Origin of the sequence: Enterococcus sp. DIV1337a (genome assembly GCF_051712285.1) — a bacterium.
Lineage (GTDB): Bacteria > Bacillota > Bacilli > Lactobacillales > Enterococcaceae > Enterococcus > Enterococcus faecalis.
Map to the genome: position 1 here is coordinate 1,824,931 of NZ_JBIOOP010000001.1, position 25,263 is coordinate 1,850,193.

The 25,263-nt window shown below is 37.3% G+C and carries 27 protein-coding genes; 5 read left to right on the forward strand and 22 right to left on the reverse strand.

All coding sequences use genetic code 11. The features are described 5' to 3' along the window. Positions 1-95: 95 nt before the first annotated feature. From guaC to guaD, 3 genes are all read right to left on the reverse strand, one after another. Complete coding sequence (gene guaC / locus IGL49_RS08650) at positions 96-1,073, reverse strand: GMP reductase (protein WP_104854783.1); 978 nt, start codon at positions 1,071-1,073, stop codon at positions 96-98. 141 nt (positions 1,074-1,214) lie between these two features. Further along, positions 1,215-2,546: a nucleobase:cation symporter-2 family protein gene (locus tag IGL49_RS08655; protein ID WP_104854784.1), complete on the reverse strand. Its 1,332-nt coding sequence runs from the start codon at positions 2,544-2,546 to the stop codon at positions 1,215-1,217. 3 nt (positions 2,547-2,549) lie between these two features. Next, positions 2,550-3,935 carry a guanine deaminase gene (gene guaD, locus IGL49_RS08660; RefSeq protein ID WP_104858213.1) on the reverse strand — a complete coding sequence of 462 codons (1,386 nt, stop codon included), beginning with the start codon at positions 3,933-3,935 and terminating at the stop codon, positions 2,550-2,552. Positions 3,936-4,153: 218 nt separating this feature from the next. On the opposite strand from guaD, the gene IGL49_RS08665 reads away from it, so the two are divergent. Both IGL49_RS08665 and IGL49_RS08670 read left to right on the forward strand, forming a co-directional pair. Continuing rightward, positions 4,154-4,780: an MBL fold metallo-hydrolase gene (locus tag IGL49_RS08665; RefSeq protein ID WP_104854785.1), complete on the forward strand. Its 627-nt coding sequence runs from the start codon at positions 4,154-4,156 to the stop codon at positions 4,778-4,780. Positions 4,781-4,820: 40 nt separating this feature from the next. After that, on the forward strand, positions 4,821-5,528 hold the full coding sequence (locus IGL49_RS08670; protein ID WP_104854786.1) for a histidine phosphatase family protein: 708 nt from the start codon (positions 4,821-4,823) through the stop codon (positions 5,526-5,528). Between the two features lie 54 nt (positions 5,529-5,582). Here the strand turns inward: IGL49_RS08670 and IGL49_RS08675 are convergent, their stop codons facing one another. The 5 genes from IGL49_RS08675 to IGL49_RS08695 all read right to left on the reverse strand — a co-directional run bounded on the left by IGL49_RS08675 (position 5,583) and on the right by IGL49_RS08695 (position 10,682). After that, the gene (locus IGL49_RS08675) at positions 5,583-6,431 is read right to left on the reverse strand and encodes a MurR/RpiR family transcriptional regulator (RefSeq protein ID WP_104854697.1); all 849 of its coding nucleotides are present in this window, start codon (positions 6,429-6,431) and stop codon (positions 5,583-5,585) included. 87 nt (positions 6,432-6,518) lie between these two features. Beyond that, a complete protein-coding gene (locus tag IGL49_RS08680; protein WP_104854696.1) occupies positions 6,519-7,973 on the reverse strand; it encodes a PTS transporter subunit EIIC in 1,455 nt (484 codons plus the stop codon). Positions 7,974-7,995: 22 nt separating this feature from the next. Next, positions 7,996-8,886 (reverse strand): N-acetylmuramic acid 6-phosphate etherase, encoded by an 891-nt coding sequence (gene murQ, locus IGL49_RS08685; RefSeq protein WP_104854695.1) that lies wholly within the window; start codon positions 8,884-8,886, stop codon positions 7,996-7,998. Continuing rightward, positions 8,861-9,970: a DUF871 domain-containing protein gene (locus IGL49_RS08690; protein WP_104854694.1), complete on the reverse strand. Its 1,110-nt coding sequence runs from the start codon at positions 9,968-9,970 to the stop codon at positions 8,861-8,863. Before IGL49_RS08690 ends, murQ begins: the two co-directional genes overlap by 26 nt. A gap of 151 nt (positions 9,971-10,121) precedes the next feature. Further along, entirely contained in the window at positions 10,122-10,682 is a 561-nt protein-coding gene (locus tag IGL49_RS08695; protein ID WP_164982983.1) for a PTS sugar transporter subunit IIA, read from the reverse strand. A gap of 115 nt (positions 10,683-10,797) precedes the next feature. Between IGL49_RS08695 and IGL49_RS08700 the strand changes: the two genes are divergently transcribed. Further along, complete coding sequence (locus IGL49_RS08700; protein ID WP_104854692.1) at positions 10,798-11,628, forward strand: undecaprenyl-diphosphate phosphatase; 831 nt, start codon at positions 10,798-10,800, stop codon at positions 11,626-11,628. A gap of 38 nt (positions 11,629-11,666) precedes the next feature. On the opposite strand, the gene IGL49_RS08705 is transcribed toward IGL49_RS08700, so the two are convergent. Genes IGL49_RS08705 through IGL49_RS08715 form a run of 3 tightly spaced genes read right to left on the reverse strand, consistent with a single transcriptional unit; the run spans position 11,667 to position 14,141 of the window. Continuing rightward, positions 11,667-12,452: a ChbG/HpnK family deacetylase gene (locus IGL49_RS08705; protein ID WP_104854691.1), complete on the reverse strand. Its 786-nt coding sequence runs from the start codon at positions 12,450-12,452 to the stop codon at positions 11,667-11,669. Between the two features lie 18 nt (positions 12,453-12,470). After that, positions 12,471-13,094: a DUF47 domain-containing protein gene (locus IGL49_RS08710; protein ID WP_104854690.1), complete on the reverse strand. Its 624-nt coding sequence runs from the start codon at positions 13,092-13,094 to the stop codon at positions 12,471-12,473. Between the two features lie 12 nt (positions 13,095-13,106). Then, entirely contained in the window at positions 13,107-14,141 is a 1,035-nt protein-coding gene (locus tag IGL49_RS08715; protein ID WP_104854689.1) for an inorganic phosphate transporter, read from the reverse strand. A 210-nt stretch (positions 14,142-14,351) separates the two neighbouring features. Here IGL49_RS08715 and rpsT point away from each other — a divergent pair, with 210 nt between their 5' ends. Next, positions 14,352-14,603, forward strand: a complete 252-nt coding sequence (gene rpsT, locus IGL49_RS08720) for a 30S ribosomal protein S20 (protein WP_002356703.1) — start codon at positions 14,352-14,354, stop codon at positions 14,601-14,603. Between the two features lie 86 nt (positions 14,604-14,689). Here the strand turns inward: rpsT and IGL49_RS08725 are convergent, their stop codons facing one another. Next, positions 14,690-15,247 carry an acyl-CoA thioesterase gene (locus IGL49_RS08725; RefSeq protein WP_174108325.1) on the reverse strand — a complete coding sequence of 186 codons (558 nt, stop codon included), beginning with the start codon at positions 15,245-15,247 and terminating at the stop codon, positions 14,690-14,692. A 168-nt stretch (positions 15,248-15,415) separates the two neighbouring features. Between IGL49_RS08725 and IGL49_RS08730 the strand changes: the two genes are divergently transcribed. Next, positions 15,416-16,357, forward strand: coding sequence for a ketopantoate reductase family protein (locus tag IGL49_RS08730; RefSeq protein WP_078126961.1), 942 nt, complete (start codon positions 15,416-15,418; stop codon positions 16,355-16,357). 51 nt (positions 16,358-16,408) lie between these two features. On the opposite strand, the gene holA is transcribed toward IGL49_RS08730, so the two are convergent. The 10 genes from holA to IGL49_RS08780 all read right to left on the reverse strand — a co-directional run bounded on the left by holA (position 16,409) and on the right by IGL49_RS08780 (position 25,257). Then, entirely contained in the window at positions 16,409-17,437 is a 1,029-nt protein-coding gene (gene holA / locus IGL49_RS08735) for a DNA polymerase III subunit delta (RefSeq protein WP_104854967.1), read from the reverse strand. Between the two features lie 57 nt (positions 17,438-17,494). Further along, on the reverse strand, positions 17,495-19,759 hold the full coding sequence (locus tag IGL49_RS08740) for a DNA internalization-related competence protein ComEC/Rec2 (protein ID WP_164982987.1): 2,265 nt from the start codon (positions 19,757-19,759) through the stop codon (positions 17,495-17,497). Positions 19,760-19,793: 34 nt separating this feature from the next. Next, positions 19,794-20,297 carry a ComE operon protein 2 gene (locus tag IGL49_RS08745; protein ID WP_002395327.1) on the reverse strand — a complete coding sequence of 168 codons (504 nt, stop codon included), beginning with the start codon at positions 20,295-20,297 and terminating at the stop codon, positions 19,794-19,796. 122 nt (positions 20,298-20,419) lie between these two features. After that, entirely contained in the window at positions 20,420-21,097 is a 678-nt protein-coding gene (locus IGL49_RS08750; RefSeq protein WP_162782513.1) for a helix-hairpin-helix domain-containing protein, read from the reverse strand. 61 nt (positions 21,098-21,158) lie between these two features. Next, positions 21,159-22,229 (reverse strand): SepM family pheromone-processing serine protease, encoded by a 1,071-nt coding sequence (locus IGL49_RS08755; protein ID WP_164982982.1) that lies wholly within the window; start codon positions 22,227-22,229, stop codon positions 21,159-21,161. After that, entirely contained in the window at positions 22,216-22,707 is a 492-nt protein-coding gene (coaD, locus tag IGL49_RS08760) for a pantetheine-phosphate adenylyltransferase (RefSeq protein ID WP_104854963.1), read from the reverse strand. The genes IGL49_RS08755 and coaD overlap by 14 nt, the downstream gene beginning before the upstream one ends. Position 22,708: 1 nt before the next feature. Next, positions 22,709-23,302 (reverse strand): 16S rRNA (guanine(966)-N(2))-methyltransferase RsmD, encoded by a 594-nt coding sequence (gene rsmD / locus IGL49_RS08765; RefSeq protein ID WP_104854962.1) that lies wholly within the window; start codon positions 23,300-23,302, stop codon positions 22,709-22,711. Between the two features lie 59 nt (positions 23,303-23,361). After that, on the reverse strand, positions 23,362-23,712 hold the full coding sequence (locus IGL49_RS08770; RefSeq protein WP_002359714.1) for a YlbG family protein: 351 nt from the start codon (positions 23,710-23,712) through the stop codon (positions 23,362-23,364). Then, positions 23,702-24,136: a YlbF family regulator gene (locus tag IGL49_RS08775; RefSeq protein WP_104854961.1), complete on the reverse strand. Its 435-nt coding sequence runs from the start codon at positions 24,134-24,136 to the stop codon at positions 23,702-23,704. The genes IGL49_RS08770 and IGL49_RS08775 overlap by 11 nt, the downstream gene beginning before the upstream one ends. Beyond that, positions 24,133-25,257 (reverse strand): CAP-associated domain-containing protein, encoded by a 1,125-nt coding sequence (locus tag IGL49_RS08780; protein WP_104854960.1) that lies wholly within the window; start codon positions 25,255-25,257, stop codon positions 24,133-24,135. The genes IGL49_RS08775 and IGL49_RS08780 overlap by 4 nt, the downstream gene beginning before the upstream one ends. Positions 25,258-25,263 lie beyond the last annotated feature (6 nt).

A 25,263-nucleotide genomic window follows, 5' to 3' on the forward strand; every position in this document is an offset into this window, starting at 1 on the left:
TTACTACGATAGGTAAAGTAAAAAAAGCACGTAATGCAGAAATCATTTTGATTTCTGCACTACGTGCTGTCTTCTTTTCAGTCTATCGTTGAATGTTAAATGGTATCACCATTAAAAATGGAATTTTTTACAATCACATAATCAACTTTACGAATCGCTTCTAAATCACGACCACCTGCGTATGAAATGGAAGATTGTAAATCTTGTTGCATTTCGACTAAAGTATCTGCCAACTTCCCTTTATGGCGTAACCAGATTTTTTTGCCTTCAACGTTTTTCTTTTCGCCTTTTTGGAATTCAGAGGCGCTACCAAAGTATTCTTTGTAAACAACGCCATCTTCCACTTTTGTTTCACCTGGCGATTCTTCATGTCCGGCAAATAATGAACCAATCATAACCATAGTTGCACCAAAACGCACAGATTTTGCAATGTCTCCATGGGTCCGAATCCCACCGTCTGCAATAATTGGTTTCCGAGCAGCTTTGGCACACCAACGTAAAGCCGCTAACTGCCAGCCACCTGTTCCAAAGCCAGTCTTAATTTTAGTAATACAAACTTTTCCTGGTCCAATCCCAACTTTTGTGGCATCGGCCCCAGCGTTTTCTAATTCACGAACGGCTTCTGGTGTTCCAACATTACCAGCAATAACGAACGTTTCTGGCAAAGATTTTTTTAAGTGTTGAATCATGTTAATCACCGCATTTGAATGTCCATGTGCGATATCAATCGTCACGTAGTCAGGGACTAAACCTTCTTGTGCTAACGTTTCAACAAAAGCGTATTCCCCTTCTTTCACACCCACACTAATTGACGTGATCAAGCCCTTTTGTTGCATTTTTTTAATAAATGGAATTCGTGCCTCTTCATCAAACCGATGCATGATATAAAAATAACCATTTTCAGCAAGGGTTTCCGCAATCGTTTCATCAATAATTGTTTGCATATTCGCTGGAACAACAGGCATTTTAAACGAATGTTTTCCTAAAGTTACCGTCGTATCACATTCAGAACGACTATTCACGATACATTTATTGGGAATTAATTGGACATCTTCATAATCAAAAACTTTCATACTTACAGCCTCCTAGTTATTTACAAAAATAACGTAAAAACCGAACATTCGGTTATTTAACGTTCGTGTTTAAAAACACCATTGTTAATTTACACTATTTATTACCACTTGTCAAAGGTGTTTTACCGAAAATTAACCTTTTTAACCTTCTTGAACGTTTGGCAAAATGGCCTGCAATAAAATAGCAACAATCGAGGCAGTTGCCACGGGTGAACTAAACAAATATTGTAAAAATTGTGGTAAAGTTTCCAAAAACTCTTTTGGTAACAATGTTAACGCTAACGTCATAATAATCGGAACGGCAATTACATACATCTGTTTTTCATGAATCGTTACATCACTCATAACTTTCATTCCACTTACAGAAATGATGCCACAAACAACCACAAAAACACCGCCGATAACTGGCGCCGGAATGGCCGAAATTAAGGTAGAAAGTTTTCCGGATAAGCCAAATAAGACAAACCACGCACCTGCAGCCACAAAAACTTTGCGACTAGCAACTCCAGTGATTGAAATAATCCCAGCATTTGTAGAGTAACTAGTTACTGGCGTGCCGCCAATGAATGAAGAAACTAAGCAACCTAAGCCTTCACCAATTACGCCGCGATTAATTTTTTCTTCGGTCAAAGGTTCAGCGACAACATGACTCACAGCAAACCAAGTGCCTGTTGTTTCCGCCATTAAAACCAGATAAATAACTAACATCGTGGCAATTGCTGACCAATCAAATTGGAAAGAAAAGTTAACTAATGGTAACTGAGGCAAACTAAACCAAGCCGCTTCACTAACGGCCGATAAATCAAGTACTCCTAATAATTGTGCCGCGATGCTCCCAAATAATAATGCCAAAATGACAGAAGAAACGCGGAAAATCCGCCCTTTTTTCAAAGCAGAACCTAAAAGTGCAAAGAAGATCAACGTCCCCGCTGCTATAAATGCTAATAAAATATTTTGTCCTAATTCTCCTTTTGCATGGTAAATATTATCCGACAAAGCGACTGGCATTAAAGAGAGGCCCACCACAAAAATAATTGTTCCTCCCACAATTGGTGGAACAAATTTAGTGATTAAACGATTAAAAATACCAGTAAATCCTAATATAATAACCACAATCGCCCCGACTAAACTAGCACCTAAAACTGCGCCCCAGCCATTTCCTTGTTGGTTATTGGCAAAATAAATTCCTGCAATTGCCCCGATTGGAATAAATGAAGGGCCTTGCGCAACTGGTAATCTCATACAAAAATGTGATTGAATAATCGTGGCAAGTCCGGCTGCTATGAATGTTGCTTGAATTAAAGAAGACGTTTGTGCTGTGCTAATCCCAATAATTGAAGCAATGATCACAGGTACGACGTACACGTCCATCGCTAAGACATGCTGAATCCCTAACATAGTGGCCTGCCCAAAAGATACTGAATCTTCTGGCCCCACTGTTAAATGAAGATTAGTTTGTTTCTTTTCACTCATTTTTTATGCTCCTTTAGTTGCTGACATTAAATTTTTATCATGTACTTTTTCACCTTGGACCCAGACTTCTCGAATATTTTCTGGTCGTGCTAAATATAAGATTTTTTGGAAAATATCAAGCAATGATTCACCTGGATTTTTAGGGATTCGTGCTTGTGACAAACTTGTATTAATAATTTGAACATCCCAAGCATACCCTTTTTCTAATTTCCCAATTGGTAAACTTAGCGCTTGACCACCGCCAGCCGTAGCTAAATAGAACGCTTCATTGACTGTGATCCGTGCTGTTTTAACACCTCGTACCTCTGGTTTTTTTGTAGCATCCACGCCATCTTCTAACATTCTAGAAGAAATAACCGCTTGCTTTAAATTGTCAAAAAGACTTGGTGAAAAACCACCTGAAAGATCACTACCTAAACCAACTTCTACTTGATGTTGATGAATTAATTTTGCAATCGGCGTTACTGCATTGCCAAAATAAGCATTGGAGATTGGGCAGTGTGCCACAGCCGTCCCTGTTTCATGAAATAAATTCATATCTGCTTCTTCTAAAAAGCCTGCATGTGCCATCACTGCTTTTTCTGTTAATAAACCAAAATCATTCAATGCTTGCGCATCATTTTTTCCAAAACGTTCTTGAACAAATTGATGTTCCCAATCACTCTCACTACAATGACTTTGAACATGGACTTGATATTTCGCTGCTAATTCTCCTAATCCTTTAAGTGCTTCCTCTGTACAACTAGGAATGAAACGCGGAGTTACAACAGGATACACACCTTGTTTTGTTTGCTGCGCTAATGTTTGAATTTCTTGAATAAACCGCTCCGTTTCTTCTAATGCTTGTTGCGTTGTTTGATCACGATAGTACTCAGGATTCTCATTAAGATCATCCATTACAACTTTACCAATTAAGCCACGCTGCCCTTTTTCCGCACAAATCTCTGCCAAACGACGGCTGGCTTCATAATGAATGGTTGCAAAATAAAGGGCTGTTGTTGTCCCATTAGCTAACAATTGGGTTACCAATTCATCATAGACTTGTTGGGCAAATGTTAGATCTGCAAACTTGGACTCCAAAGGAAACGTGTACGTATTCAGCCATTCATACAATGGAATATCCAAGGCGGTCCCAGATTGTGCCCACTGAGGTGCATGGACATGTAAATCAACAAAGCCAGGTAAAAGATAAGAATCTTGGGGCAATTCTTGAAAACGTTGTGCCTCTTTTTGTTCTGCTAGCACAGTTTCATACGCTTCAGCATCTGGTTCAATTATTTCCTGAATTACTCCTGCCTCATCTATACAAAAAAGTGTCTCTTCATAAACTTTAATCTCTTGCAAATTTTTACTAGAAAAACCGGTTCCTTTTATTACAAAATGAAACATTTAACACTCCTCCTTACTATCACATGACGATTATACATAAATTTTCGCTTAATAACTATAAAAATGTGGTTTTTTTTAAAAAAACCACGTTGAAACAATCAAAAACCGAACATTCTAAGAAAGATATATTTTTTCTTTGGATATACAAGAAAACTTTCTATTCTTAAGATTCTTCGGTATACTTAAAGAGAATCGTTAGAACTTTAGGAGGTCCTGAGATGATACAGATTGAACAAATTAGAACAGGTGTTATTCAAGAGAACTGTTATCTTGTTTATAATGAAGAAGCATTATTAATTATTGATCCAGGTGCAGAGGGAGCAAAACTAATTCAAGAAATTACCCGTTTAGGGAAGAAACCAGCCGCTATTTTATTAACACATACTCACTATGATCATATTGGTGCGGTAGAAGAATTGCGACATCATTATCACATCCCTGTTTATGTTAGTCCATTAGAACAAGCGTGGCTTTCCAATCCTATTTTGAATCTTTCAGGATTAGGCAGACATGATGATATAGCAAATATTATTGTTCAACCCGCCGAACATGAATTTAAACTGACCGATTATGAAATTGGTGGCATGAAATTTTCCGTAGTCCCAACACCTGGTCATTCAATTGGTAGCGTCAGCTTTGTGTTTGATGATTTTGTCGTTGTTGGGGATGCGTTGTTTAAAGGCAGTATTGGTCGTACCGATTTACACACTGGTGATATGCAACAATTACTACACAGCATTACGACCTATCTATTCACTTTACCGGAAGAATTTCCTGTTTATCCAGGTCACGGTGATGCCACAACCATTCAACACGAAAAAGCCACAAACCCATTTTTTAATTAGAGATTTATTCACTATTTAAAGAAACCTAGGAGGAGTAGCAATGACTGAAGCAACGACACTTTATATTATTCGTCATGGAAAAACGATGTTTAATACGATTGGCCGTACCCAAGGCTGGTCAGATACCCCCTTAACCAAACAAGGAGAAGAAGGCATTTATCATTTAGGCTTAGGTCTTAGAGACATAGACTTTAAGGAAGCCTATAGTAGTGATAGTGGCCGTGCCATGCAAACCGCTCAAATTATTTTACAAGAACATCAAAACCACCAAAAGATTCCTTACCTAACCGATAAACGGATTCGTGAGTGGTGTTTTGGTTCTTTAGATGGTGGCTATGATGGTGAACTTTGGGGTGTGGTGCCGCGCATTCTAGCTTTTAAAAGTTATGAGGATATGATGACCACAAAAATCACCTATCGCGATTTAGCAAGTGCTATTATTGAAGCCGATACGGCTGATTGGGCGGAGCCTTATGAAGTTATTCGTGATCGTGTTTGGTCTGGTTTCGAAGATATCGCTCATCATCGGGAAAAAAATGGTGGCGGCAAAGTCATGGTGGTTTCCCATGGATTAACAATTTCCTTTTTACTTTCCTTAATTGATGCAAGTTTGCCTATGCAGATGGCGTTGGAGAATGGTAGCGTAACGACCTTAACTTACGAAAAAGGAACATTTACCATTCAAGGAATTAATGATATTTCTTATATCGAAAAAGGAAAAAAGATCGCTGAAAAGCGCCGTTCATAGTAAACAAAAAGAGAAGGTTATCTGTCAAAATGACAGATAACCTTCTCTTTTTGTTTATTCTTTTAAACGTTCTACATTTTTTCTTGAGATTTGAATTTTTTCTAAGGTTTCCTTATAGTTTTTTGCTGCATAAGCAAAAAATAAAACATCGACTACATACAATTGCGCCACCAAGGAAACGGTAGCCGCACTTCTCAGTGGCACGTCTTCCCCACTAGAGGTTTGGAGGACGATATCACTTTTTTCACCAATTACTGATTTTTCATCTTGTGTGATACTAATAATAGGAATCCCTTGCTGCTTCGCTAAATCAGCTAAAGCACTTGCTTCTTTATTCGTTCCAGAATTAGAAATAACAATAAAAACACTAGGCTTCTCTGTTGAGCCTAACATAGAAGCAAATAAATGATGATCCAATGTTGTAAATACCGTTCGGCCTAATCGCGTAAACTTTTGATAAATATCTTGAGCAACTAACGAAGAGGCCCCCAGACCGTAGACAAAAATTACTTCTGTTTTTTCCAACAAATCAACGGCTGCATTCACCGCGACATCCTCTAATGTCTGACCACTTCGCTCGACCACATGAACAAAGCGCGCTTGTAGCTTTTGTTTAATGTCAGCTGTTGATTCACCCATAGTAACTTCTGTGTACATTTGCTGTTTCATTTGGCCCAGATTTGCTGATAATAAAAGTTTCAATTCTGTAAAACCATTCACATCCATAGAATGACAAAAGCGAATAATTGCTGCTGGACTTGATCCAGCTTGTTTTGCTAACTCTTGTGCATTCATTGAAATAACTGTTTCTGTATTTTTTAAAATGTATTCTGCGATTTTTCGTTCTGATTTTGGTAATTGTTGTAGACGATCTTGGATAGATAAGACAATATTTTGTTGCATAAACACCCCTCCTGATACACGATTTCCTACGCAATTAAATTTTAACAAAGAAAAAGGGAGAAGCCAAGTTCTCCTTTTTTCTATTTATTATTTAGTTGTTTGCATATCTTTAGGAATCCCAAAGAATAATGTTGCTACAAAACCACCTGCGTAAGCGGCCAATAAACCTAATACATAAGCCAGCCATTGGTTGTTGGCAATTAATGGAATTAAAGCCACACCACTTGGTCCAATAGCAATCGCCCCAACATTACCGAAAGCGCCTATCACCGCACCACCAATACCACCGCCGATACAAGCAGTAATGAATGGACGTCCTAATGGTAAAGTAACTCCGTAGATTAATGGTTCACCAATACCTAAAATCCCAACTGGTAAGGCTCCTTTAATCATTTCAACTAATTTTTTATCTGATTTACAACGAATCCATAAAGCTAAAGCAGCACCGACTTGTCCTGCACCAGCCATTGCCAGGATTGGTAATAACAAAGTCATCCCTGTTTGATTAATCATTTCAATATGGATTGGTGTCAAAATTTGATGTAAACCAAACATTACCATTGGTAAGAAAGTTAAACCAAGAGTAAAGCCAGCGAACATGCCGCCTTTTTCTAAAACAACATTGATAATACCCACCAAGCCATTAGAAATAGCTCCGGCTACAGGCATGATTAAGAAAATAGTTGCTAAGCCAATCACTAAAAGTGAAATGGTTGGCGTTACGATAATATCAATTGATTCTGGAACAATTTTATGCAATTGTTTTTCTAACAATGATAATAACCATACAGCAAAAATAACACCGATAATTCCGCCTTGCCCTGCAGATAATGTTCCACCAGTAAAAATATTACTGATTGGTGCATCTGGATTCATTCCTGTTAACATTGTGACTGCCCCAATAACACCACCCAATGCTGGTGTTGCACCAAAAACGCTGGCACTGTTAATCCCAGTATAAAGAGCTAAATAAGCAAAAATCCCATTTTTAATGATATTTAAGACATCAATATATTGTTGCCATGAAGCTGAAATATCACCGGCAACAACTAAGTTAGACATAACAGCTGCAATCCCGCCAATAATACCAGCCCCAACAAAGGCAGGAATCATCGGAACAAAGATACTAGAAATGGCTTTTAACACTTTTTTAAATGGTGAAGTGTTATTTTGCTTCGCTTTTTGTTGCGCTTTCATTTGAGCGGCTTTTTCTTCTACTAAATCTTTTCCAGATTTGCCTGCTGAATCATCAGTTGCGGTGCCATGATTGAATGGTTCTCCCAATTTGACACCAGCTTGATCTACCATTTCTTGCGCAACCTTGTTAACAGTCCCTGGACCAACAACTACTTGTAACGTATCATCTTCTACGACACCCATAACGCCATCAATTTTTTTCAGTCCTTCAATATTCACTTTGTCATAATCGCGGATATCCATACGAACTCGAGTCATACAATGGATAACTTTGTCCACGTTTTCTTGACCACCAACTTCTTTATAAATCCCATCAGCAATGCGTTTAATTCTTTCTTCTGCCATGTTAAAACACCCTCCTAATTCCTTAATTTAATGTATTCTTGATAAATTGATTCCCGTCAATTAATTTTTGTGTTGCTTCTTCTTTGGTACTATCGGTTAAAATCATCACAATTGCTAATTTCACATTTTCTTCTGCTTCTACAAATTTTAGTTCGGCAACTTCATAGCTACAACCAGTTGCTTCCATAATAATCCGTTTGGAACGCTCCACTAATTTTTCATTGGTTGGTTTTACATCAACCATTAAGTTATTGTAGACTTTCCCAATACCGATCATGGAAATAGTTGATAACATATTTAAAATTAATTTTTGAGCTGTTCCAGATTTCAAGCGAGTCGAACCTGTTAAAAATTCAGGTCCTGCATCTACTTCAATAGGCATTTGTGCATACTTACTAATTTCAGCATTTTTATTACATGACACTGTGGCAGTTGCGGCACCCACTGTTGCAGCATATTCCAAACCGCCAATTACATAAGGTGTCCGACCACTGGCCGCAATCCCGACAACAATATCATTTGCTGATAATTTTAAATCCATTAAATCTTGACGACCTAGTTCTTTTGAATCTTCGGCCCCTTCTACTGCAACAGTCATTGCTTTTTGGCCACCAGCGATGAGGCCTTGAACCATCTCTGGCTCGACGCCAAAAGTTGGTACGCATTCGGCTGCATCTAAGACACCTAATCGACCGCTCGTACCAGCACCCATATAGATTAAGCGGCCGCCTTGATTGAAGCTTTTGATGATAGCTTTTACCACTGGTTCAATGGCCGCTAATTCTTGACCCACTGCAATTGCAACTTTTTGGTCTTCTTGATTCATTTTTTGTAAAGCTTCTTTGATACTCATTTCATCTAAACCCATTGTATTTTCATTTCTACGTTCAGTCGTTAAGTTTTCTAAATTCATTCTCTATCGTTCCTTCCGTGACTAGCTTAAATTGATTGCCCGCCTTAATTAACGGCAATATCGTTTGATCTTTTTCAATAATTCGTGTAATCGTATTAACTTTTTCATCTTTCGGCAAGTCCACAAGTGTGACTTGAATTTCTCCCATATAGCGACCATACCTTTCATTATCAATCGTTACGGTCCCAACAGCACGGGCTTCAGTCTGCTCTGACTCAATCGTTGCAATTTCATCTTTCCTGAACATTTCACTCGTTCTTGATAATTCACTTCGCAAAACATCTCTTGCAGCATCTAAACGATTGGTATGAGTTCCAAGTATTCGCTTCAAATAACGGCTCTCGCTAGGTGCTACTTCTAACAGAAATTGATTGGTTTGGTGATAATAACCAAATTGAACCATGGTTCGCTCACTAATTGTGGGATCACCAATATAAACAGCATCAACATAAGGGTCAGCCATCAAGCCAACGGCAGCGGCGAAAGGATTTTGTCCCCGATGTTTTTCTAATGTTGGTAAACCAGCAAAAATTGGGCCTCTTGTTTGCCCGTCACCTGGCACAAAAGTAAAAACTTGTAAGCCTAATTCTTTAAGCCAGCGGTTCTTTTCATTAAAAAATGTTGTTCCAATGCCTGTTTCAGGTCTTGGATAATAATTATGCCAAGCTTCTAAGCGAGAAAAGTCCGCTTGGTGAGCCTTTAACTCAGCCACTTCTTCCAGTGTAATGGTACTAGCATTCAATCCTATATCAATCTTATGTGAAGCATGAGCCATTTGTTCTATCGTAATGCCATAGTCCATCCGGAGGCCAGTTACGCCCAACTCGATTAAAGGCTCTAATTCATCGAAAGAAAAACCGGCTCTTTTTAACGCTTCACCTGAAATATCTACCATAATTTTCATTTTTTCTGCCTTAGCAATTGCCCCTAAATCAGTCAAGCGTTGGCGGTAAAGGGAAGTATCATCTTCTGGTATGTGTAAAGAAGTGAAAATACCATCAAATCCAAGCGCTTTCATCTTTTTAATATAAATAATTGTATCGTTTGTAATCTCTTCACCAAGAAAAACTGAAATACCATACATCTTTTTAGCTCCTCTCTAATACGCTCTCATTATAACTTGTTTGAAATAAAATTTCAACTATTTTTCTAAATATTTTTTAATTTCAAAATAAAATTTTATTATTGTTCGAAAAAAAACAGATATTTCTTTTTAGAAATATCTGTCTAATGCATTAATTGGCTGTGGCAGAGCCAACTGGTGTACCAGCTGTAACTACGCCAGCTTTCTCTAACGAAAATTGTGCTACTTTATCCATGTTTGTAATAATGACAACCATTTCAGTTCCTTTACCAGCTGCTTTAATTGCTTCTAAATCAGCAATTGCGACCACCGTATCTGCAGTTATTTGGTCGCCTTCTTTCACTTTAATAGTGAAAGGTGCCCCGTTTAATTCCACCGTATCGATACCCATGTGTAATAAAATTTCAAGACCGTTTGTCATTTTTAAACCAATAGCATGTTTTGTTTGGAAAACGCTTAAAACTTCTCCTTCAATGGGTGCATAAATTTCACCATTTTCTGGAACTACTGCGTAGCCATCTCCCATCATTTTTTGTGAAAAAACAGGATCATTCACTTCACTAATTGGGATAACGGTTCCATTGGCAACAGCATACATTGTATTATTTTCGACAACTTCATTCTTTTTCTTCAAAAATCCAAACATTTCTCTTCCCCCATTTTTTAAAGTATCACTAGTATAGAAAAAAGTTTCATGAATTACAAGTGGCACCTTTGTATAATTCTAAAATTTATTTTAAAATAAGAATTTGCATTGGCATTTACTTTGTCAGCGGGTATACTTATACTTGATGTGTTTTGCATTTATTTCAGAAAGGAATGGTGACATGCTTTTTGCTAACCTCTGGAAAGCAATTATTCTTGGTATTATCGAAGGAATTACCGAGTGGCTTCCAATTAGTAGTACCGGACATTTAATTTTAGTGGATGAGTTTATTAAACTCAATCTAAGTAAAGATTTTATGGAAATGTTCAACGTCGTTATCCAATTGGGAGCGATTATGGCGGTTGTTATTTTATACTTCCACAAATTGAATCCTTTCTCACCAAAGAAAAATGGCGAAGAGAAAAAAGATACTTGGGTTCTTTGGTCTAAAGTCTTAGTCGCTTGTTTACCAGCGGCAGTTATTGGTCTAAAATTTGATGATTATTTAGATGCACATTTTTATAACTTTTTAACAGTATCGATTATGTTAATTGTTTATGGGATTGCTTTTATTATCATTGAAAAAAGAAATAAAAATGTTGCACCGAAGTGTACTAATCTAAAAGATTTCACTTATAAAGCCGCTTTAATCGTTGGTGCTTTCCAAGTACTGGCTTTAATTCCAGGAACTTCTCGTTCAGGAGCGACCATTTTAGGGGCAATTTTAATTGGGGCCTCGCGGTTTGTTGCAACGGAGTTTTCATTCTTCTTAGGAATTCCAGTAATGTTTGGGGCAAGTTTTTTAAAAATTTTTAAATTCCTGGCCAAAGGAAATACGTTTGGATCAGAAGAAATCATTATTTTATTAACTGGCTCTATTATTGCCTTCGTTGTTTCAATCATTGCGATTAAATTCTTATTGAATTACTTGAAGAAAAACGATTTTACAGTTTTCGGTTGGTATCGCGTAATTTTAGGTGCAATTTTAATCGGCTACTGGTTATTCTCATAAAAATAAAACCGTTGCTTTCAACAGTGAAAGCAGCGGTTTTATTTTTTTAGATTGCCAAACGTTATTCGCTCAATCCCCTGTTCTTCAAACCACTGACGAACACGGGGATCACAAAGCGTTGCTAATTCTTTACAGCGTAAAGTTGTATAAGAAGAATTGTCTAACACAAATTGATCCAAATACCCAACATCAAAATGCATCTCGGCAATTGCTGATTCCGGCATCCTTAATAAACCAAAGTCATCTTCTAAAAAATTCTCCACTGATACGCCTTCGTGAATATAAGATAACGCTCCAGACTCTAACAAATGTGTCACCTGGAAATAGCCTTGTTGCGGTGGATATTCTTTTTCCCCACTATATTTCAGGGTTGTATGAAGTCCGTACTCTTCTGCTAATTCTAAAAATACTTGATCAACCACTTCATCCCCAATCGAATGGCAATCAAAATGTTCAGGATAATGTCCAGTTAGTTCCTTAAAGCGCGTCAATTGCGCGATCGTTTCAAGTCGTACTTCTTCATATACGAAGGTTACTTGCTTTTGTTGACGATAATAAGAAGAGCGATGAAAACTGCCTTGTTCATCCACCAGTGAAGGAATCATACAAGGGTCTGCGCAAGGTTTCCCTAATAAAAAATTCGTATGCTGGCCAACAAATAACCCTGGATAATTTTTTGCTAACGCAACGGCATGTTCTGCTGTTGGTAAATTGGGCATTAAAAGTGCCGACGTCGTTAATCCATCGACATAACTTTTGAGAATGCCATGATTAATCGCTTCTGACATCCCAAAATCATCAGCATCAATAATTACTTTAACCAACAGCTCCCCCTCTTTTCTTTACGTATTTTTGATGACAATTCCGACAATAATATTAACAGCTGATTCACAATCATTAATTGTGCGCTCAAGCTGATCGTAAACATCTTTCCACTTGATAACTTTTAATAAATCTTTTTCGTTAGTCATCAAATCTTTCATGGCGCTACTGTATAATTTATCACCTTGAGATTCAATCGTATTCACTTCATCAATCAATGAAACTAACGTTTTAGAATTTTTAAATTTTGCAAATTCCTTCGTTGCTGATTTAACGCCTTCTGTCGCTTTAACAATATAAGCAGTTAATTCTAGCGCGGGCGCAATCATTTCTTCGACAACTAAATGATCAAGTAAATAAGACAAACTATTAATGCTATCGATAATGTTGTCTAAGTGATCTGTAATATCGACAATATCTTCTCGATCAATCGGCGTAATAAAGGAAATATAGAGTTCATTTAAAATTTTGCGAACAATTTCATCATTCTCTTTTTCCAATTGATGAATTGCTTCTGATTTTTTTACTAAGTTTTCTAATGAATAATTTTCTACAATTTCTTGCAAAACGTTTGCTGCTTCATAAGCATTTGTCGCTAACTGGTTTAATTCTCCAAAATAATCAAATTGTTTTTTACGTGCCATGTTTTTCTCTCCTTAAAAAATTGCAATAAATAATTTTGACATCACATAAGCAATCAGCCCACATCCTGGGAAAGTTAAAATCCATGCTATCAGCATTTCTTTCACGATACGCCAGTCAACACTTGAGATTCGCTTAGAAGCACCTACTCCCATAATCGCTGTTGTTTTTGTATGAGTAGTTGAAACTGGAATCCCGAAAGCCGATGCTAAAAATAAACAAATAGCCGTACTTAAATCCGCAGTGAAACCTTGATAGCGTTCGAGTTTTACCATATCCATCCCGACTGATTTAATGATTCTCATGCCGCCCACAGAAGTTCCAATGCCCATTGTAATAGAACACAGAACCATAACCCATATTGGAATCACAAAACCGCCACCTGTTTTTTCGACTAAATTATTATAAAAAAGCACTAACATGAACACGCCCATAAATTTTTGCCCATCTTGCGCACCATGTAAAAAAGCATTAGCTCCCGCACCAAAGGCTTGCCCAACTGTAAAAAATTTGTTGGCTTTTCTTCTAGGCACAGCCGAGAAAGCTTTCACAACAAGTTTGGCAATCAAATAACCGCCGCCAAAGCCCATAACGGTAGAAACAACTAGGCCAACCAGCACTTTGATCCATTCCGAGCCATTGACTGCACCCAAACCACCTAATGCCATTGCCGAACCAGTCAAGCCGGCAATTAACGCATGGCTTTCACTTGTGGGAATACCAAAATACCACGCAGCAACTGCCCAAACCACAATTGAAAAAAGTGAAGCAGCCAAAGCCACCTGTGAAGCGTTTCCATTTGCGTCAAAACTGACAATGTTACTAATCGTTTCAGCTACTTGAGCATTAAAAAAGGTCATGACTAATGCCCCTAAAAAGTTCATCACAACAGCCATCCAAATTGCGACATTCGGCTTTAACACGCGAGTCGAGACAGCGGTTGCAATTGCGTTCGGCGCATCCGTCCAACCGTTAACAAAAATCACACCCATTACCAAAGTAATCGTTACCAATAATGCAATACTCACAAAGACACCACCATTTTTCATTTATCTATTTTATCATAGCATGTTTTAAAAAAAATGTATGCTTTTTTCTTAAGCCTCTGGCCAATTTTCTTATTTTTTTCTTGAAATTGTCTGTTAAGGAAAAAAACTTGTCGTCTTTTATTGCAATGGAACAATGGATTAGGTATAATGATTACTGTTGAATTACATTGGCTGACCAGTGTAAAACCTAAATCATCGGAGGTGAAACAAATGCCAAATATCGAATCTGCAATCAAACGCGTACGTACAAGTGCTAACGCGAATGCGAAAAATTCATCTCAAACAAACGCAATGCGTACAGCAATCAAGAAATTTGAAGAAGCTGTAGCTGCTGGAGCTGATAACGTCGATGCTTTATACAACGAAGCTGTTAAAGCTGTTGATATGGCTGCAACTAAAGGTTTAATCCATAAAAACAAAGCTAACCGCGATAAAATTCGTTTAAGCAAATTAGCTAAATAATGTGAGATAGAAGTTAGCATTCATGTTAGCTTCTTTTTTCATCAAAAAATGTCCAAGTCTGTTTTTACAAAGACTCGGACATTTTTTTATAAAGGTGAATCAATCCACGGCAAATCTGTTGTGAGATGTTGACTAAATAATTTAGTCTCTTCTCGCAAAGCTAAACGTTGTTGTCGTCTCGTTTCATAATTGGAACAAATCAACTTTTCTTCTGCAGTTTCTGGGACGACTGCCGCTAATTGGAAGTCGCTTTCGGGATTCATATGAGACGGAATGGCTACAAAAGTTGTAAAACAAGTCGCAGCTAAATAACGCTCTCCAGTTGTTAAATCTTCTCCTACCACTTTAACAAACACTTCCATCGATTTATGATGCACGCCAGAAACAAACGTTTCAACACACACTGAGTGATTTTCTTTTAAAGGTTTTAAAAAATTCAAGTTATCTAAAGATGCTGTAACTGCCCCTCTCCGACAATGGCGTGAAACGGAAATGGATGCGGCATCATCAATTAAAGACATTAATTTCCCACCAAATAGTGCACCAAAGGGATTTAAATCAAAGGGAAATACACGGTGTGTTTGAATCACTCGTGATTCTCGACAAAATTTTTCTTTCGTCATTAACGGTTCCTCTACTTTCATTTATAAACTTTTCCACGCTTTACTTTAGCTTACTTTACCATTTGATGCAATCCTTACTTTTTAGGAAACATTTAAAAAATAACAAATTTACAAGTCCCATTTATTCATTTTTAGGAAAGTTGCTGTATAATAATAACGGTTAAAGAACTTTTAAGGAGATGGATACACATGAAAATTGCAATTGCTGGTGCCGGCGCTATGGGCAGCCGTTTAGGAATTATGTTGCATCAAGGCGGAAATGATGTAACTTTAATCGATCAATGGCCCGCGCACATTGAGGCCATTCGTAAAAATGGTTTAATCGCTGATTTTAATGGAGAAGAAGTTGTCGCAAAACTACCAATCTTCTCACCAGAAGAAATTGACCATCAAAATGAACAAGTAGATTTAATTATCGCTTTAACTAAAGCACAACAATTAGATGCAATGTTTAAAGCGATTCAACCAATGATTACTGAAAAAACGTATGTACTATGTTTATTAAATGGCTTAGGTCATGAAGACGTACTAGAAAAATATGTGCCAAAAGAAAACATCTTGGTTGGCATTACCATGTGGACAGCTGGTTTAGAAGGACCGGGACGTGTTAAACTTTTAGGTGATGGCGAAATTGAATTAGAAAATATTGATCCTTCTGGTAAAGAATTTGCTTTAGAAGTCGTTGATGTCTTCCAAAAAGCTGGTTTAAATCCAAGCTATAGTAGCAATGTTCGCTACTCTATTTGGCGGAAAGCCTGTGTCAATGGCACGCTAAATGGTTTATGTACAATCCTTGATTGTAATATTGCCGAATTTGGTGCATTACCTGTTAGTGAATCCCTTGTTAAAACATTAATCAGTGAATTTGCAGCAGTCGCAGAAAAAGAAGCCATTCATTTAGATCAAGCAGAAGTCTATACACATATTGCTCAAACTTATGATCCAAACGGTATTGGCTTGCACTATCCGTCTATGTATCAAGATTTAATTAAAAATCATCGTCTCACAGAAATTGATTACATTAATGGTGCTGTTTGGCGCAAAGGACAAAAATACAACGTAGCAACACCTTTCTGTGCCATGTTGACACAACTGGTTCACGGAAAAGAAGAACTATTAGGAGCTAAATAATAAGAAAGTGCCAGAGACAATCGTTGTATGACGATTGTCTCTGGCACTTTCTTATTTTGCTTGCGCAGTCAATTTTAAAATAAATAATTGGAACAGCAATTCTTTATTCATTTTTCCTGTTTTCATGCGGTAATCATTTTCAACTAATTCATCATAAAGTCTTTCTAATCGAGACAATTCAAATCGTCGGACCTGTTGTAACGCTAACTTTACTCGATAAGGATGAACCTTTAATGTATCAGCGATATTCGCTTGTTGATAGCCCATCTTAGCCAAAATTTTTGTTTGCAGAAAAAGGCGAATCTGATTCAATAAGATTGCATTTAACTTAATGGTTTCTTCTCCTTGTAAAAGTAAATCTTCATACAATTGAACAGCTTTTTCACTGTTTCCAGAAAGTACTTCGTTGGTTAAATCAAAAACATTATGTTCCAAAGACTTAGGGACTAATTCTTGAACCGCTTCTCGTGTAATTGTCTTCGTTTCAAGGGCATATAAATACAGCTTCTGTAATTCTCCCATAATTTTTGATAAGTTCAAGTCTGTCAATTGAAGTAATAAATCAAAAGCATCGGAACGAATAGTGTACCCTTCGCTCTCAATCGTTTGAGAAATGTACTGACGAATAGCCTTTTCATCCATTGGATTGACGTCAACCACTGTGGCATTTTTTTTCAATGCTTTAGTAATTTTTTTGCGTTCATCTAATTTTTCATAAGAGGCCATAAAAACAAGAACAGTTGTTGGCGATGGACTTTCCAAATAATTCAATAAAAGATTGACATCATGTTCCACACCGTTTGTTTTTCTTTCGGCAGTTAAAAAGTAAGGATTTTCCACAAAGACAAGGCGATAATCACCAAAAAATGGAATTGTTTCCGCTTCAGCAATCGCTGCACTTAAAGGTGTTTCCTCCATATCAAATGAGAAAAAGTTAAATTGATCATCCTCTTCCGTCAGCAATTCTTTCATCAATGTTGTTTTAAATAATTCAGATAAATAAAGTTCTGTTCCTATTAATAAATAAACTGGAGCGATTTTTTGCTCTCGCACTTCTTTCAAAGCTTTTTGTAACTCCATTGGCCCGCTCCTTTTCTCGTTTCTCTTGTTTATCCTATCATGTTACTTCTGGAAATACTAGTCTTGTTCTTTAACAAATTTGGCTTTAGAAAGCCCCTGCCAAGGTAACCATTGATAATAAATCATTCCTTGAAGATCAGTCCGATAATAATCTATTTTTTGCTCCGCCAGCGTCGCTAATGTCTCCTGATGAGGATGTTTAAAACGATTATTCCGTCCAGCTGAAATCAATGCTTCTCGCGGATTAAGCTGTTTGATAAATCTTTTAGTAGACGACGTTTGACTGCCGTGATGACCGACTTTCAAGATGTCGATTTTCAACTGGGGATAGCGAGCCAACACTTGTTCTTCTCCTTCAGCTTCCAAGTCACCAGTAAATAAAAAATGCCGTCCGCCTAATTGTGTGGAAAACACTATCGAGTCATTATTGCCCCCAATACTACTCTTATTTGGTGATAAAATTTGAAAAGAAACGGGACCATTGATTCGCTTGGGCGCTAAAATTGGCCGACAGTCTGTCCCGCTTTTTTGAAGTTTTTTCAAGACTTGGCGAAACGAAAAATTGGCTTCAGCTGCTCCTTTAGGAAAATAAAGAACAGAAATTGGAACCTTCTGCGCAATGGCTAATAAATCGCCAAAATGGTCTTCATGTGCGTGTGTAATGATCACTTCATCTAAGCGTTTGACCCCTTGACTTTTGAGAAAAGGAATCACTGAATATTCCGCTCCTGAACGACTATTTTTCCGTTGCCGCCAAGCTTCTTTGTCAAAAGACAACCGACCCCCTGTATCGATCAATGTATTTTTTCTGTGAAAAGGCGCTTGGATAAACAAACTATCTCCTTGGCCTACATCAATCATTGCAACAATGCCAATTGGCGAAAGGTATTTACTATTTATCAAAACAATTAGTAGTCCGATTGAGAAAAAAATTTTTTTAGACTTGTCTGCTAAATAAATCATCGAAAGACCGATTAATAATAACAAACTAATTTGTATCCAAGAATTTAAATAGCCGATGATCAGCTTCGGATTTAAGTGAACTAACACCCACTCAAATAAGCCATTCATTGTTAAAAATAGTGGTTCGAGCAAGGCTGCTAAATAGCGTGCTGGCATAATAATCACTAGAAAAAAGCTAAACGTCAACAATGGTAACAAAAACCGTTCAAAAATTGGTAATAAGAGAAATGTTAAGAAACTTCCTAACAAGGGCCATTCATAAAATGATTGGACTAAAATAGGTAAGGAAGCCACAGTCAGTATGAAGGAGCTTAAACAATTTTTAATAAAAGACGAAGAATAACCAACCAATGTTTGCTCTAAGAACAGCAAAACAAAAGAAAGTAAGTAACTAAATTGACCGCCGACTGAAAAAAAGAGGGTTGGCTGAACAATCAAGTGCAGCAAGAGGGTTAAACTCCAACAATCGAGGACCGGAACCTGCCAATTAAAACGTTGATTGAGCGTATTGAGGTTTGTTTGTAAAAGCGCCCGCATGACACTGACTGAGAATCCTGTTAAACCAGCATATATCAGTGAAAAAACGCATTGCCACAAAAAATAACTTTCTTGCGTTCGGCGAGCAATTCTTAGCATCAGCAAGCGAAATAAACGAAGGAAAAAAGAAACATGCATCCCTGACAAACTAAAAAGATGCAAAATGCCTAATGCTGAAAATTTATCACTTATTTCAGCAAATTCTTCATTACGAAAACCTAAAAGCAACGCATTCATATACATTGCACTAGTATCACCAAAATTTTTCTGAATATGTACCATCGCCCATTTCCGCCAGCCGCTAATGATTTCTTTAAACCGCCAAGAAAAAAAGGAACGTGGTTGTCCTATCTCCTCAATGAATAAAATAGCTTCGATTCCTTGATTCTTTAAAAATAGTTGATAATTGAAGCCATTTTTGTTGGTTTGACCTTGGGGCGAGTCTAAAATACCTACAGCGGCTGCCTGAATCGTTGTGGTTAGTTGTTGCCATTGCTGTTTTTCTTTCACACTTTTTAATTGATAAAATGCCATTACTTTCTGCCTTTTGCCTTTTACGATCCAATTGGCAGGAAATTTTACCTGATCGCCATCTACTTGTATTTCATCTGGCAATATCGTTAGCTGTCCTGACAAGCGGACTTCTTTAGGCAACAAAGAGACTGGCTTTAACCACTGGAAAATCAATACGCCTCCTATTATTAAAAAACTGCACAAAAAACCTCCCAATATAACAGGAAAACTTTTTGTACAGACAATACGGATAACAGTGATAGAAAGAAGAAAAGCTCCTAATAGACTAGGTGCGAAAAAACACCACAGACCACAACTAGTCAGCAGAGCTACGAAGAACCAATTATTCCTCAGCTGAGGAAGGATTGTCCTCAAGTGTGGCAAATTCTTCTCCCCATTGTAATTCGGCAAAATATTTTGGTACTAAAGTCACTTTTTCAACCGTCGCACCTACTTGTTCAATTAAATTTAGGGCATACTCATCATTACGGTAATCCTTTAAATAATAAATCTTTTTAATCCCTGCTTGTAAAATCATCTTTGTACATTGCAGGCACGGGAAATGTGTCACATAAATTTCGGCCCCTTCAGTAGGGACGCCAAACTTTGCACATTGTAAAATTGCATTCATTTCTGCATGGATTGTTCGAACGCAATGATTATCAACAACATAACATCCTTCATCAATACAATGCGTTCCGCCACTGACTGAACCATTGTAACCTCCTGCAATAATTCGTTTGTCGCGAACAATGGTCGCTCCGACAGTTAAACGGGTGCAAGTACTTCTTAATGATAATAAGACGCTTTGTCCCATAAAATATTGGTCCCATGGAATTCGTTCCATAATAACCCTCCTTTATTTTTAATGACTCTTGTGTTCGATTTGCCAAATCACTTAATCTTATTACAAATAGTATGTTATCCGCATCCCATAGTCAAGAATTCTCAGGAATTTTCTGTTAAAAGTTAGCCAGTCACTGTCAACATGTCTTTTAAACGTTCTACTGTTTTCTCTCCAATACCTGGAACATTTTTCAGTTCCTCGACGGTTTTAAACGGTCCTTGTTCGTCACGAAAGCGAATAATTTCTTGTGCTTTTTTCGCACCGATTCCTGAAATCGTTTGTAGCTCTGCTTCTGTTGCCGTATTAAGGTTGATCTTTTCCTCCTGATTTTGCTGAGCAGGTGCTGATTCCTGCAGCGTTTCTAATGACTGTGCCACTGATTCTCCTTTTTTGGGTACGTAAATAATCATTTGATCTTTTACTTTTTGAGCGTAATTGACCTGGGCAGTATCTGCTTCCTCGCTCACGCCTCCAGCTAAAGCTAAAGCATCCCAAATCCGTTGCTGATTTTTTAGTTGATAGATTCCGGGTACTTTCACTGCGCCTTTAATATCAACATAAATCATTGTTTCTGGTATTTCTTTTGTGGCATCTGTTGCGACCTCTGTCGTAGTGGTCAGACTTGTTTCTTCCCACATTGTGGTGTCTACTTGTGGCTCTTTATTAACCATCAAATAAATGCCCACTAATAGAGTTATCAAAATAACCACAGACGCGCTACTACCTAGCAATAGCCACTTTTTGGGTAACTGTTTCAACCAATCCATCGTTTGTCCTCCCTTCAAAATATAATTACGCATTTTTTAACAAAAAAATGCGCCTGAGAAAAAAATCACTTTGGATTTTTTCCCAGGCGCACTTTTATTTTAATTTCTCTAGATAGTTCAAGGCATCTTGAACCGTTTTTACTGGGACAATTTTCATTTTTGTCCCAATTTTTTTCGCAGCTTCTTGTGCTTCTTGATAATTCGATTTGATTTTTGGTTCAACTTTTTTCATTTCTGGAGTTATTTCATCATCAGGTGCAAAGAAAATTTCTGCGCCGTTCTCACTGGCAGTTACAACTTTTTTGTCAATGCCTCCGATTCTACCAACGATTCCTTGACTGTTCATCGTACCTGTTCCAGCAATTTCATGACCTTTACGTAAGTCTTTATGACTTAATTGTTCATAGGTCTGCAAAGTAAACATTAAACCAGCCGATGGCCCACCAATATCCCCCGCTTCAATAGATACTGGGACAGAGGAATCGATTTCTGTATGATCGGTCAAACCAATACCAATCCCCGCTTTTTTATCCGTTGGCAATTCAATTAGTTTGCCGCTCGCTTCTTTTGCTTTGCCATCTTGAATAAATTGAACAGTGACTTTTTGATTCACTTTTTGTGCTTTAATATAATTCATTAATTCTTCACTGCTTTTAAAAGATTTACCATCTACGCCTGTCACGGTATCGCCAACTTCAATTTTTCCTTTAAAACTTGAGTTGTCTTCCAACGCTAACACATAGACGCCTTTAAATTTCATCTCATATGGAACCTTCGCTAATTTTAAGGCTTGCTCAATTGCAGCGTTTTTTGAGGAATCCATATAATATTGTTGAATTCGATTATATTCGCTATTACTACTATCCCCCATTAATTCTTTTTTGGACATGACTTCTTGAAAATCCGAAAAGTTTGCTTTTATGGCAGAAAAAATAGTGGCCGAACGAATGCCCACCGTTGTTAAATAAAAAGCACCTGACTGCGTATCTTTTTTCCCATCAACAGTTACAAACTCTTTTAAATTTTCTGTCGTTCCTGGTCCTTCAATATAATAAGGAATTGGGACGATAAACAAACCAATTAGCAGCAATGCCAATACCATTGGAATGAGTGATTTAAACGAAAATTTTTCTGTTTTTTTATTCATTATTTTAGCTCCAGTCATTCTTCTTTTGTTTTAACGCGTGATAAATATTGGGAGGAAGATAGTCAGACACATCGCCCCCAAAACGTAAAACTTCTTTTAGTAAACTGGAGCTTACGTGTGCATATGATTCTTCTGCTAATAGAAAAACCGTTTCAATTTCAGGCGCTAGATGTTGATTCATTTTAGCAATGTCTTTCTCGTACTCGTAGTCTTTGACGTTTCTAATGCCACGAATCAAAAAATTAGCTCCTAATGATTTTGCACTTTCCACAGTTAACTGGGTTTCTTGCATAATAACACGCACATTGGGCATTTCTTTAGTTGCTTCTTCAATTAAATATTTTTTCTCTTCTGGCGTAAATAATGTTTGCTTACTTGTATTTATAAAAACGCCAATAATGACTTCGTCAAATAACTTCGCACTGCGTTCAATCAAATTTAAATGACCATTTGTCATCGGATCAAAGCTTCCGGGAAATAAAGCAATTTTACTCATCCTACGCCTCCTGACGATAAATCGTTACTTGAGTGATTCCGTAAACGGTTTCTCTTATTTTTTCTAGTGTACCAATCGTTTCCGGTAACTTGACAGTTTTATCTGTTTCACAAACGATAACGGCTTCGTTTGTGAATAACTGTCGTTCTAACATCTTTTCTAATTGTGAAACAATTTCTTGTTTAGCATAGGGCGGATCCAATAAGACCAAATCAAATTGCAACTTTTCTTCATAAAACTGTTCTAAGGCACGATTAGCATCCATTTTTTTAACTTCAAATTTTTCTGGTTCTTTTGTGATTGCAATATTTTCTTTAATTACTTTTAGTGCAGCAAAATTCTTTTCAATACAAATACTTTTGTCCATCCCACGAGAAACGGCTTCAATCGCTAACCCACCACTTCCTGAATATAAATCCAGCGCCATTCCACCGTCGAAATATGGGCCAATCATATTAAAAATAGATTCTTTTACTTTATCTGTTGTGGGCCTAGTATTGTCGCCATCTAACGCTTTCAGGCGTCGGCCACCATATTCTCCAGAAATAACACGCATTGTTTCGACTCCTTTATCAATCATTCTTTTATAATTCATTATAACAAAAAGAGTGAAAAATGTTTGAAATTTCTCATAACATTTCTCACTCTTTTGCATTAGACATTTTCTGCTAAGCGAATCTCTGTAGATAATTCCTCTACTACATAGCCGTCGTCTTCTTGTTCTTGATAAGCCGCTTTGGTGCCAATTTTTTCAGCAAAATTCATTTCGACATCTGGTCGATACGATTTATCGACACTACGAACAAAATGTAACTGATTAATTTTTTCCATGTTACTTTCAATATTTTCTTCATTCATGTAAATCACCACATATTTCATTTTTCGTGAAACATAGTGAATCAGTCCATATCGGCGTAACTGTTTTAACGGTTTTAATGTGTATACCCAAACAATTAGGCAACGACGCTCTTGAAGCGTAAATTCTTTTTCTTCTTTAGCTTGCATGGCAGCTTCCTCCACAACCTGAATGTTTCTTTCCTCGTTCAAAGAAAGGATTTCCAGCATCGACTTTAATATCTTCAGAAATTAGTTGCGCAATCTTTAAACCAATTGTATCTAGCAACGTTTGAACGTTTGTCTCAGCAAAACGATAGTTTGCAACGATTTCATTTAAATCAAGCGCCCGCTTTGCTTTACGTAGGGCTCGTTGTTTCTCCCGAAAGTCGGGTGCATGAATTCCATAAGCTTCTACTCGCTCAAAAGCTGACTTAGCTTCTAAAAATGCCTTTTGTAACTGAGCAACTTCCGCCGAAGCATACATGACTTTTTTTGTTTCTTTATAGTTTTGAACAGCATCACTTTCTAAAAGTGCTGAAATTAAGCATTCTGTTTGATCTTCAATTGCAAATAAATGTTCTGTCACAATCATAACTTTTCACTACTCTCCGTGATTTGCCTATTTTCTGGTCGTTTCTCTAATAAGACTAACACACCTTCATTAGAAAAGGCAACGCCCAATTCTGTCGTTTCTGACTCAGCAAAATAGCTATCATATTGCGGGTCCGAAAACCATGACAAAATAGTAAAGGTACTATCATAAACAGGCTCTTGGAAAATACCTGCCGGCTCTCTCAACGAAAGTTTACTCGTTTTAACTAATAAAGAAAATTCGTCCTTAGTCAACTGAAAGGGATGAATGGCTGTATGTTCCTCTCTCGTTTGTAACAATTCCGCTTGTCGATTTGCCGACAAAATTGTTGGTGTATGGTCAGCCATTGTTTGATACAATGTTTGGGCATTTTTTTGACTTTGTGTGGAAACTGAAAAAGCAACTTGATTTTCTTGGTGTTTAACCAGATTCATGACATAAATCGCTTGGTTACTTTGAACAGGATCGAAGGTCATTGACTGCGTTATATCTACTGGCAAAGGAGAACCTTCATTTAATTGATAAGGCATTTCTGTGAGCAATGTCTCTTTGTTGACATAATTAACTGCCATTAAACCACCTGTCCGCTGATTAAAAAATAACACTGCAAAACTACCATTATCAAAAGCAACCAGTGGTCGATAGTTCATATCTTCTTCCATCAGCTCGACGTCGTAAGCTTCATGATGAAAATTAAATGCAAAATTCGAATAAATCGTCATTAAATCAGACAAGTCAGCAAGCTTCATATCTATCTTAAACGGTTCTATCATTTGGTTATTGTTGAAGGCCTTAATTGCGATGACTTTATTTTCTCGAACGTTGACTTCTAAGTAATCATTCATCGTCAAACCGAACGTCCATAATTCATACGTACGACCTGTTTTAATTTTTTCTTTAGGATTGCCAAACTGGCGGATAAAGGTTTCCACATCTTTCCCTATGTATACTGCGTAGCCAGAAGCTGGCAATTCTTCATGAGGAACAGCGGTGTGAGCGCTGGATAAGCGCCCACTCTGAGCTGTTTCGGTTGGTTTTTCAGCAGGGAAAAAAACTGGCTCTAAATATCCAATGAGTAGAACTGTAAAAAAAACAGCAGTAAAGGCCCAAAATCGCTTCATTTTTTC

Excerpts from the sequence above, each read along its gene's own strand:
- IGL49_RS08680 (WP_104854696.1), bottom strand. The coding sequence starts at position 7,973 with ATGGCAGAAGAAAGAATTAAACGCATTGCTGATGGGATTTATAAAGAA.
- IGL49_RS08750 (WP_162782513.1), bottom strand. The coding sequence starts at position 21,097 with ATGCGTAATTATATTTTGAAGGGAGGACAAACGATGGATTGGTTGAAA.
- IGL49_RS08670 (WP_104854786.1), top strand. The coding sequence starts at position 4,821 with ATGACTGAAGCAACGACACTTTATATTATTCGTCATGGAAAAACGATG.
- IGL49_RS08690 (WP_104854694.1), bottom strand. The coding sequence starts at position 9,970 with ATGTATGGTATTTCAGTTTTTCTTGGTGAAGAGATTACAAACGATACA.
- IGL49_RS08655 (WP_104854784.1), bottom strand. The coding sequence starts at position 2,546 with ATGAGTGAAAAGAAACAAACTAATCTTCATTTAACAGTGGGGCCAGAA.
- guaD (WP_104858213.1), bottom strand. The coding sequence starts at position 3,935 with ATGTTTCATTTTGTAATAAAAGGAACCGGTTTTTCTAGTAAAAATTTG.
- rpsT (WP_002356703.1), top strand. The coding sequence starts at position 14,352 with ATGCCAAATATCGAATCTGCAATCAAACGCGTACGTACAAGTGCTAAC.
- IGL49_RS08715 (WP_104854689.1), bottom strand. The coding sequence starts at position 14,141 with ATGAAAAATGGTGGTGTCTTTGTGAGTATTGCATTATTGGTAACGATT.
- IGL49_RS08780 (WP_104854960.1), bottom strand. The coding sequence starts at position 25,257 with ATGAAGCGATTTTGGGCCTTTACTGCTGTTTTTTTTACAGTTCTACTC.
- IGL49_RS08675 (WP_104854697.1), bottom strand. The coding sequence starts at position 6,431 with ATGCAACAAAATATTGTCTTATCTATCCAAGATCGTCTACAACAATTA.
- IGL49_RS08665 (WP_104854785.1), top strand. The coding sequence starts at position 4,154 with ATGATACAGATTGAACAAATTAGAACAGGTGTTATTCAAGAGAACTGT.
- coaD (WP_104854963.1), bottom strand. The coding sequence starts at position 22,707 with ATGAGTAAAATTGCTTTATTTCCCGGAAGCTTTGATCCGATGACAAAT.
- IGL49_RS08700 (WP_104854692.1), top strand. The coding sequence starts at position 10,798 with ATGCTTTTTGCTAACCTCTGGAAAGCAATTATTCTTGGTATTATCGAA.
- IGL49_RS08775 (WP_104854961.1), bottom strand. The coding sequence starts at position 24,136 with ATGATTGTGACAGAACATTTATTTGCAATTGAAGATCAAACAGAATGC.
- IGL49_RS08710 (WP_104854690.1), bottom strand. The coding sequence starts at position 13,094 with ATGGCACGTAAAAAACAATTTGATTATTTTGGAGAATTAAACCAGTTA.
- holA (WP_104854967.1), bottom strand. The coding sequence starts at position 17,437 with ATGGAGTTACAAAAAGCTTTGAAAGAAGTGCGAGAGCAAAAAATCGCT.
- IGL49_RS08730 (WP_078126961.1), top strand. The coding sequence starts at position 15,416 with ATGAAAATTGCAATTGCTGGTGCCGGCGCTATGGGCAGCCGTTTAGGA.
- murQ (WP_104854695.1), bottom strand. The coding sequence starts at position 8,886 with ATGAATTTAGAAAACTTAACGACTGAACGTAGAAATGAAAATACAATG.
- IGL49_RS08725 (WP_174108325.1), bottom strand. The coding sequence starts at position 15,247 with ATGAAAGTAGAGGAACCGTTAATGACGAAAGAAAAATTTTGTCGAGAA.
- IGL49_RS08745 (WP_002395327.1), bottom strand. The coding sequence starts at position 20,297 with ATGGAACGAATTCCATGGGACCAATATTTTATGGGACAAAGCGTCTTA.
- IGL49_RS08770 (WP_002359714.1), bottom strand. The coding sequence starts at position 23,712 with ATGCAAGCTAAAGAAGAAAAAGAATTTACGCTTCAAGAGCGTCGTTGC.
- guaC (WP_104854783.1), bottom strand. The coding sequence starts at position 1,073 with ATGAAAGTTTTTGATTATGAAGATGTCCAATTAATTCCCAATAAATGT.
- IGL49_RS08755 (WP_164982982.1), bottom strand. The coding sequence starts at position 22,229 with ATGACTGGAGCTAAAATAATGAATAAAAAAACAGAAAAATTTTCGTTT.
- rsmD (WP_104854962.1), bottom strand. The coding sequence starts at position 23,302 with ATGAATTATAAAAGAATGATTGATAAAGGAGTCGAAACAATGCGTGTT.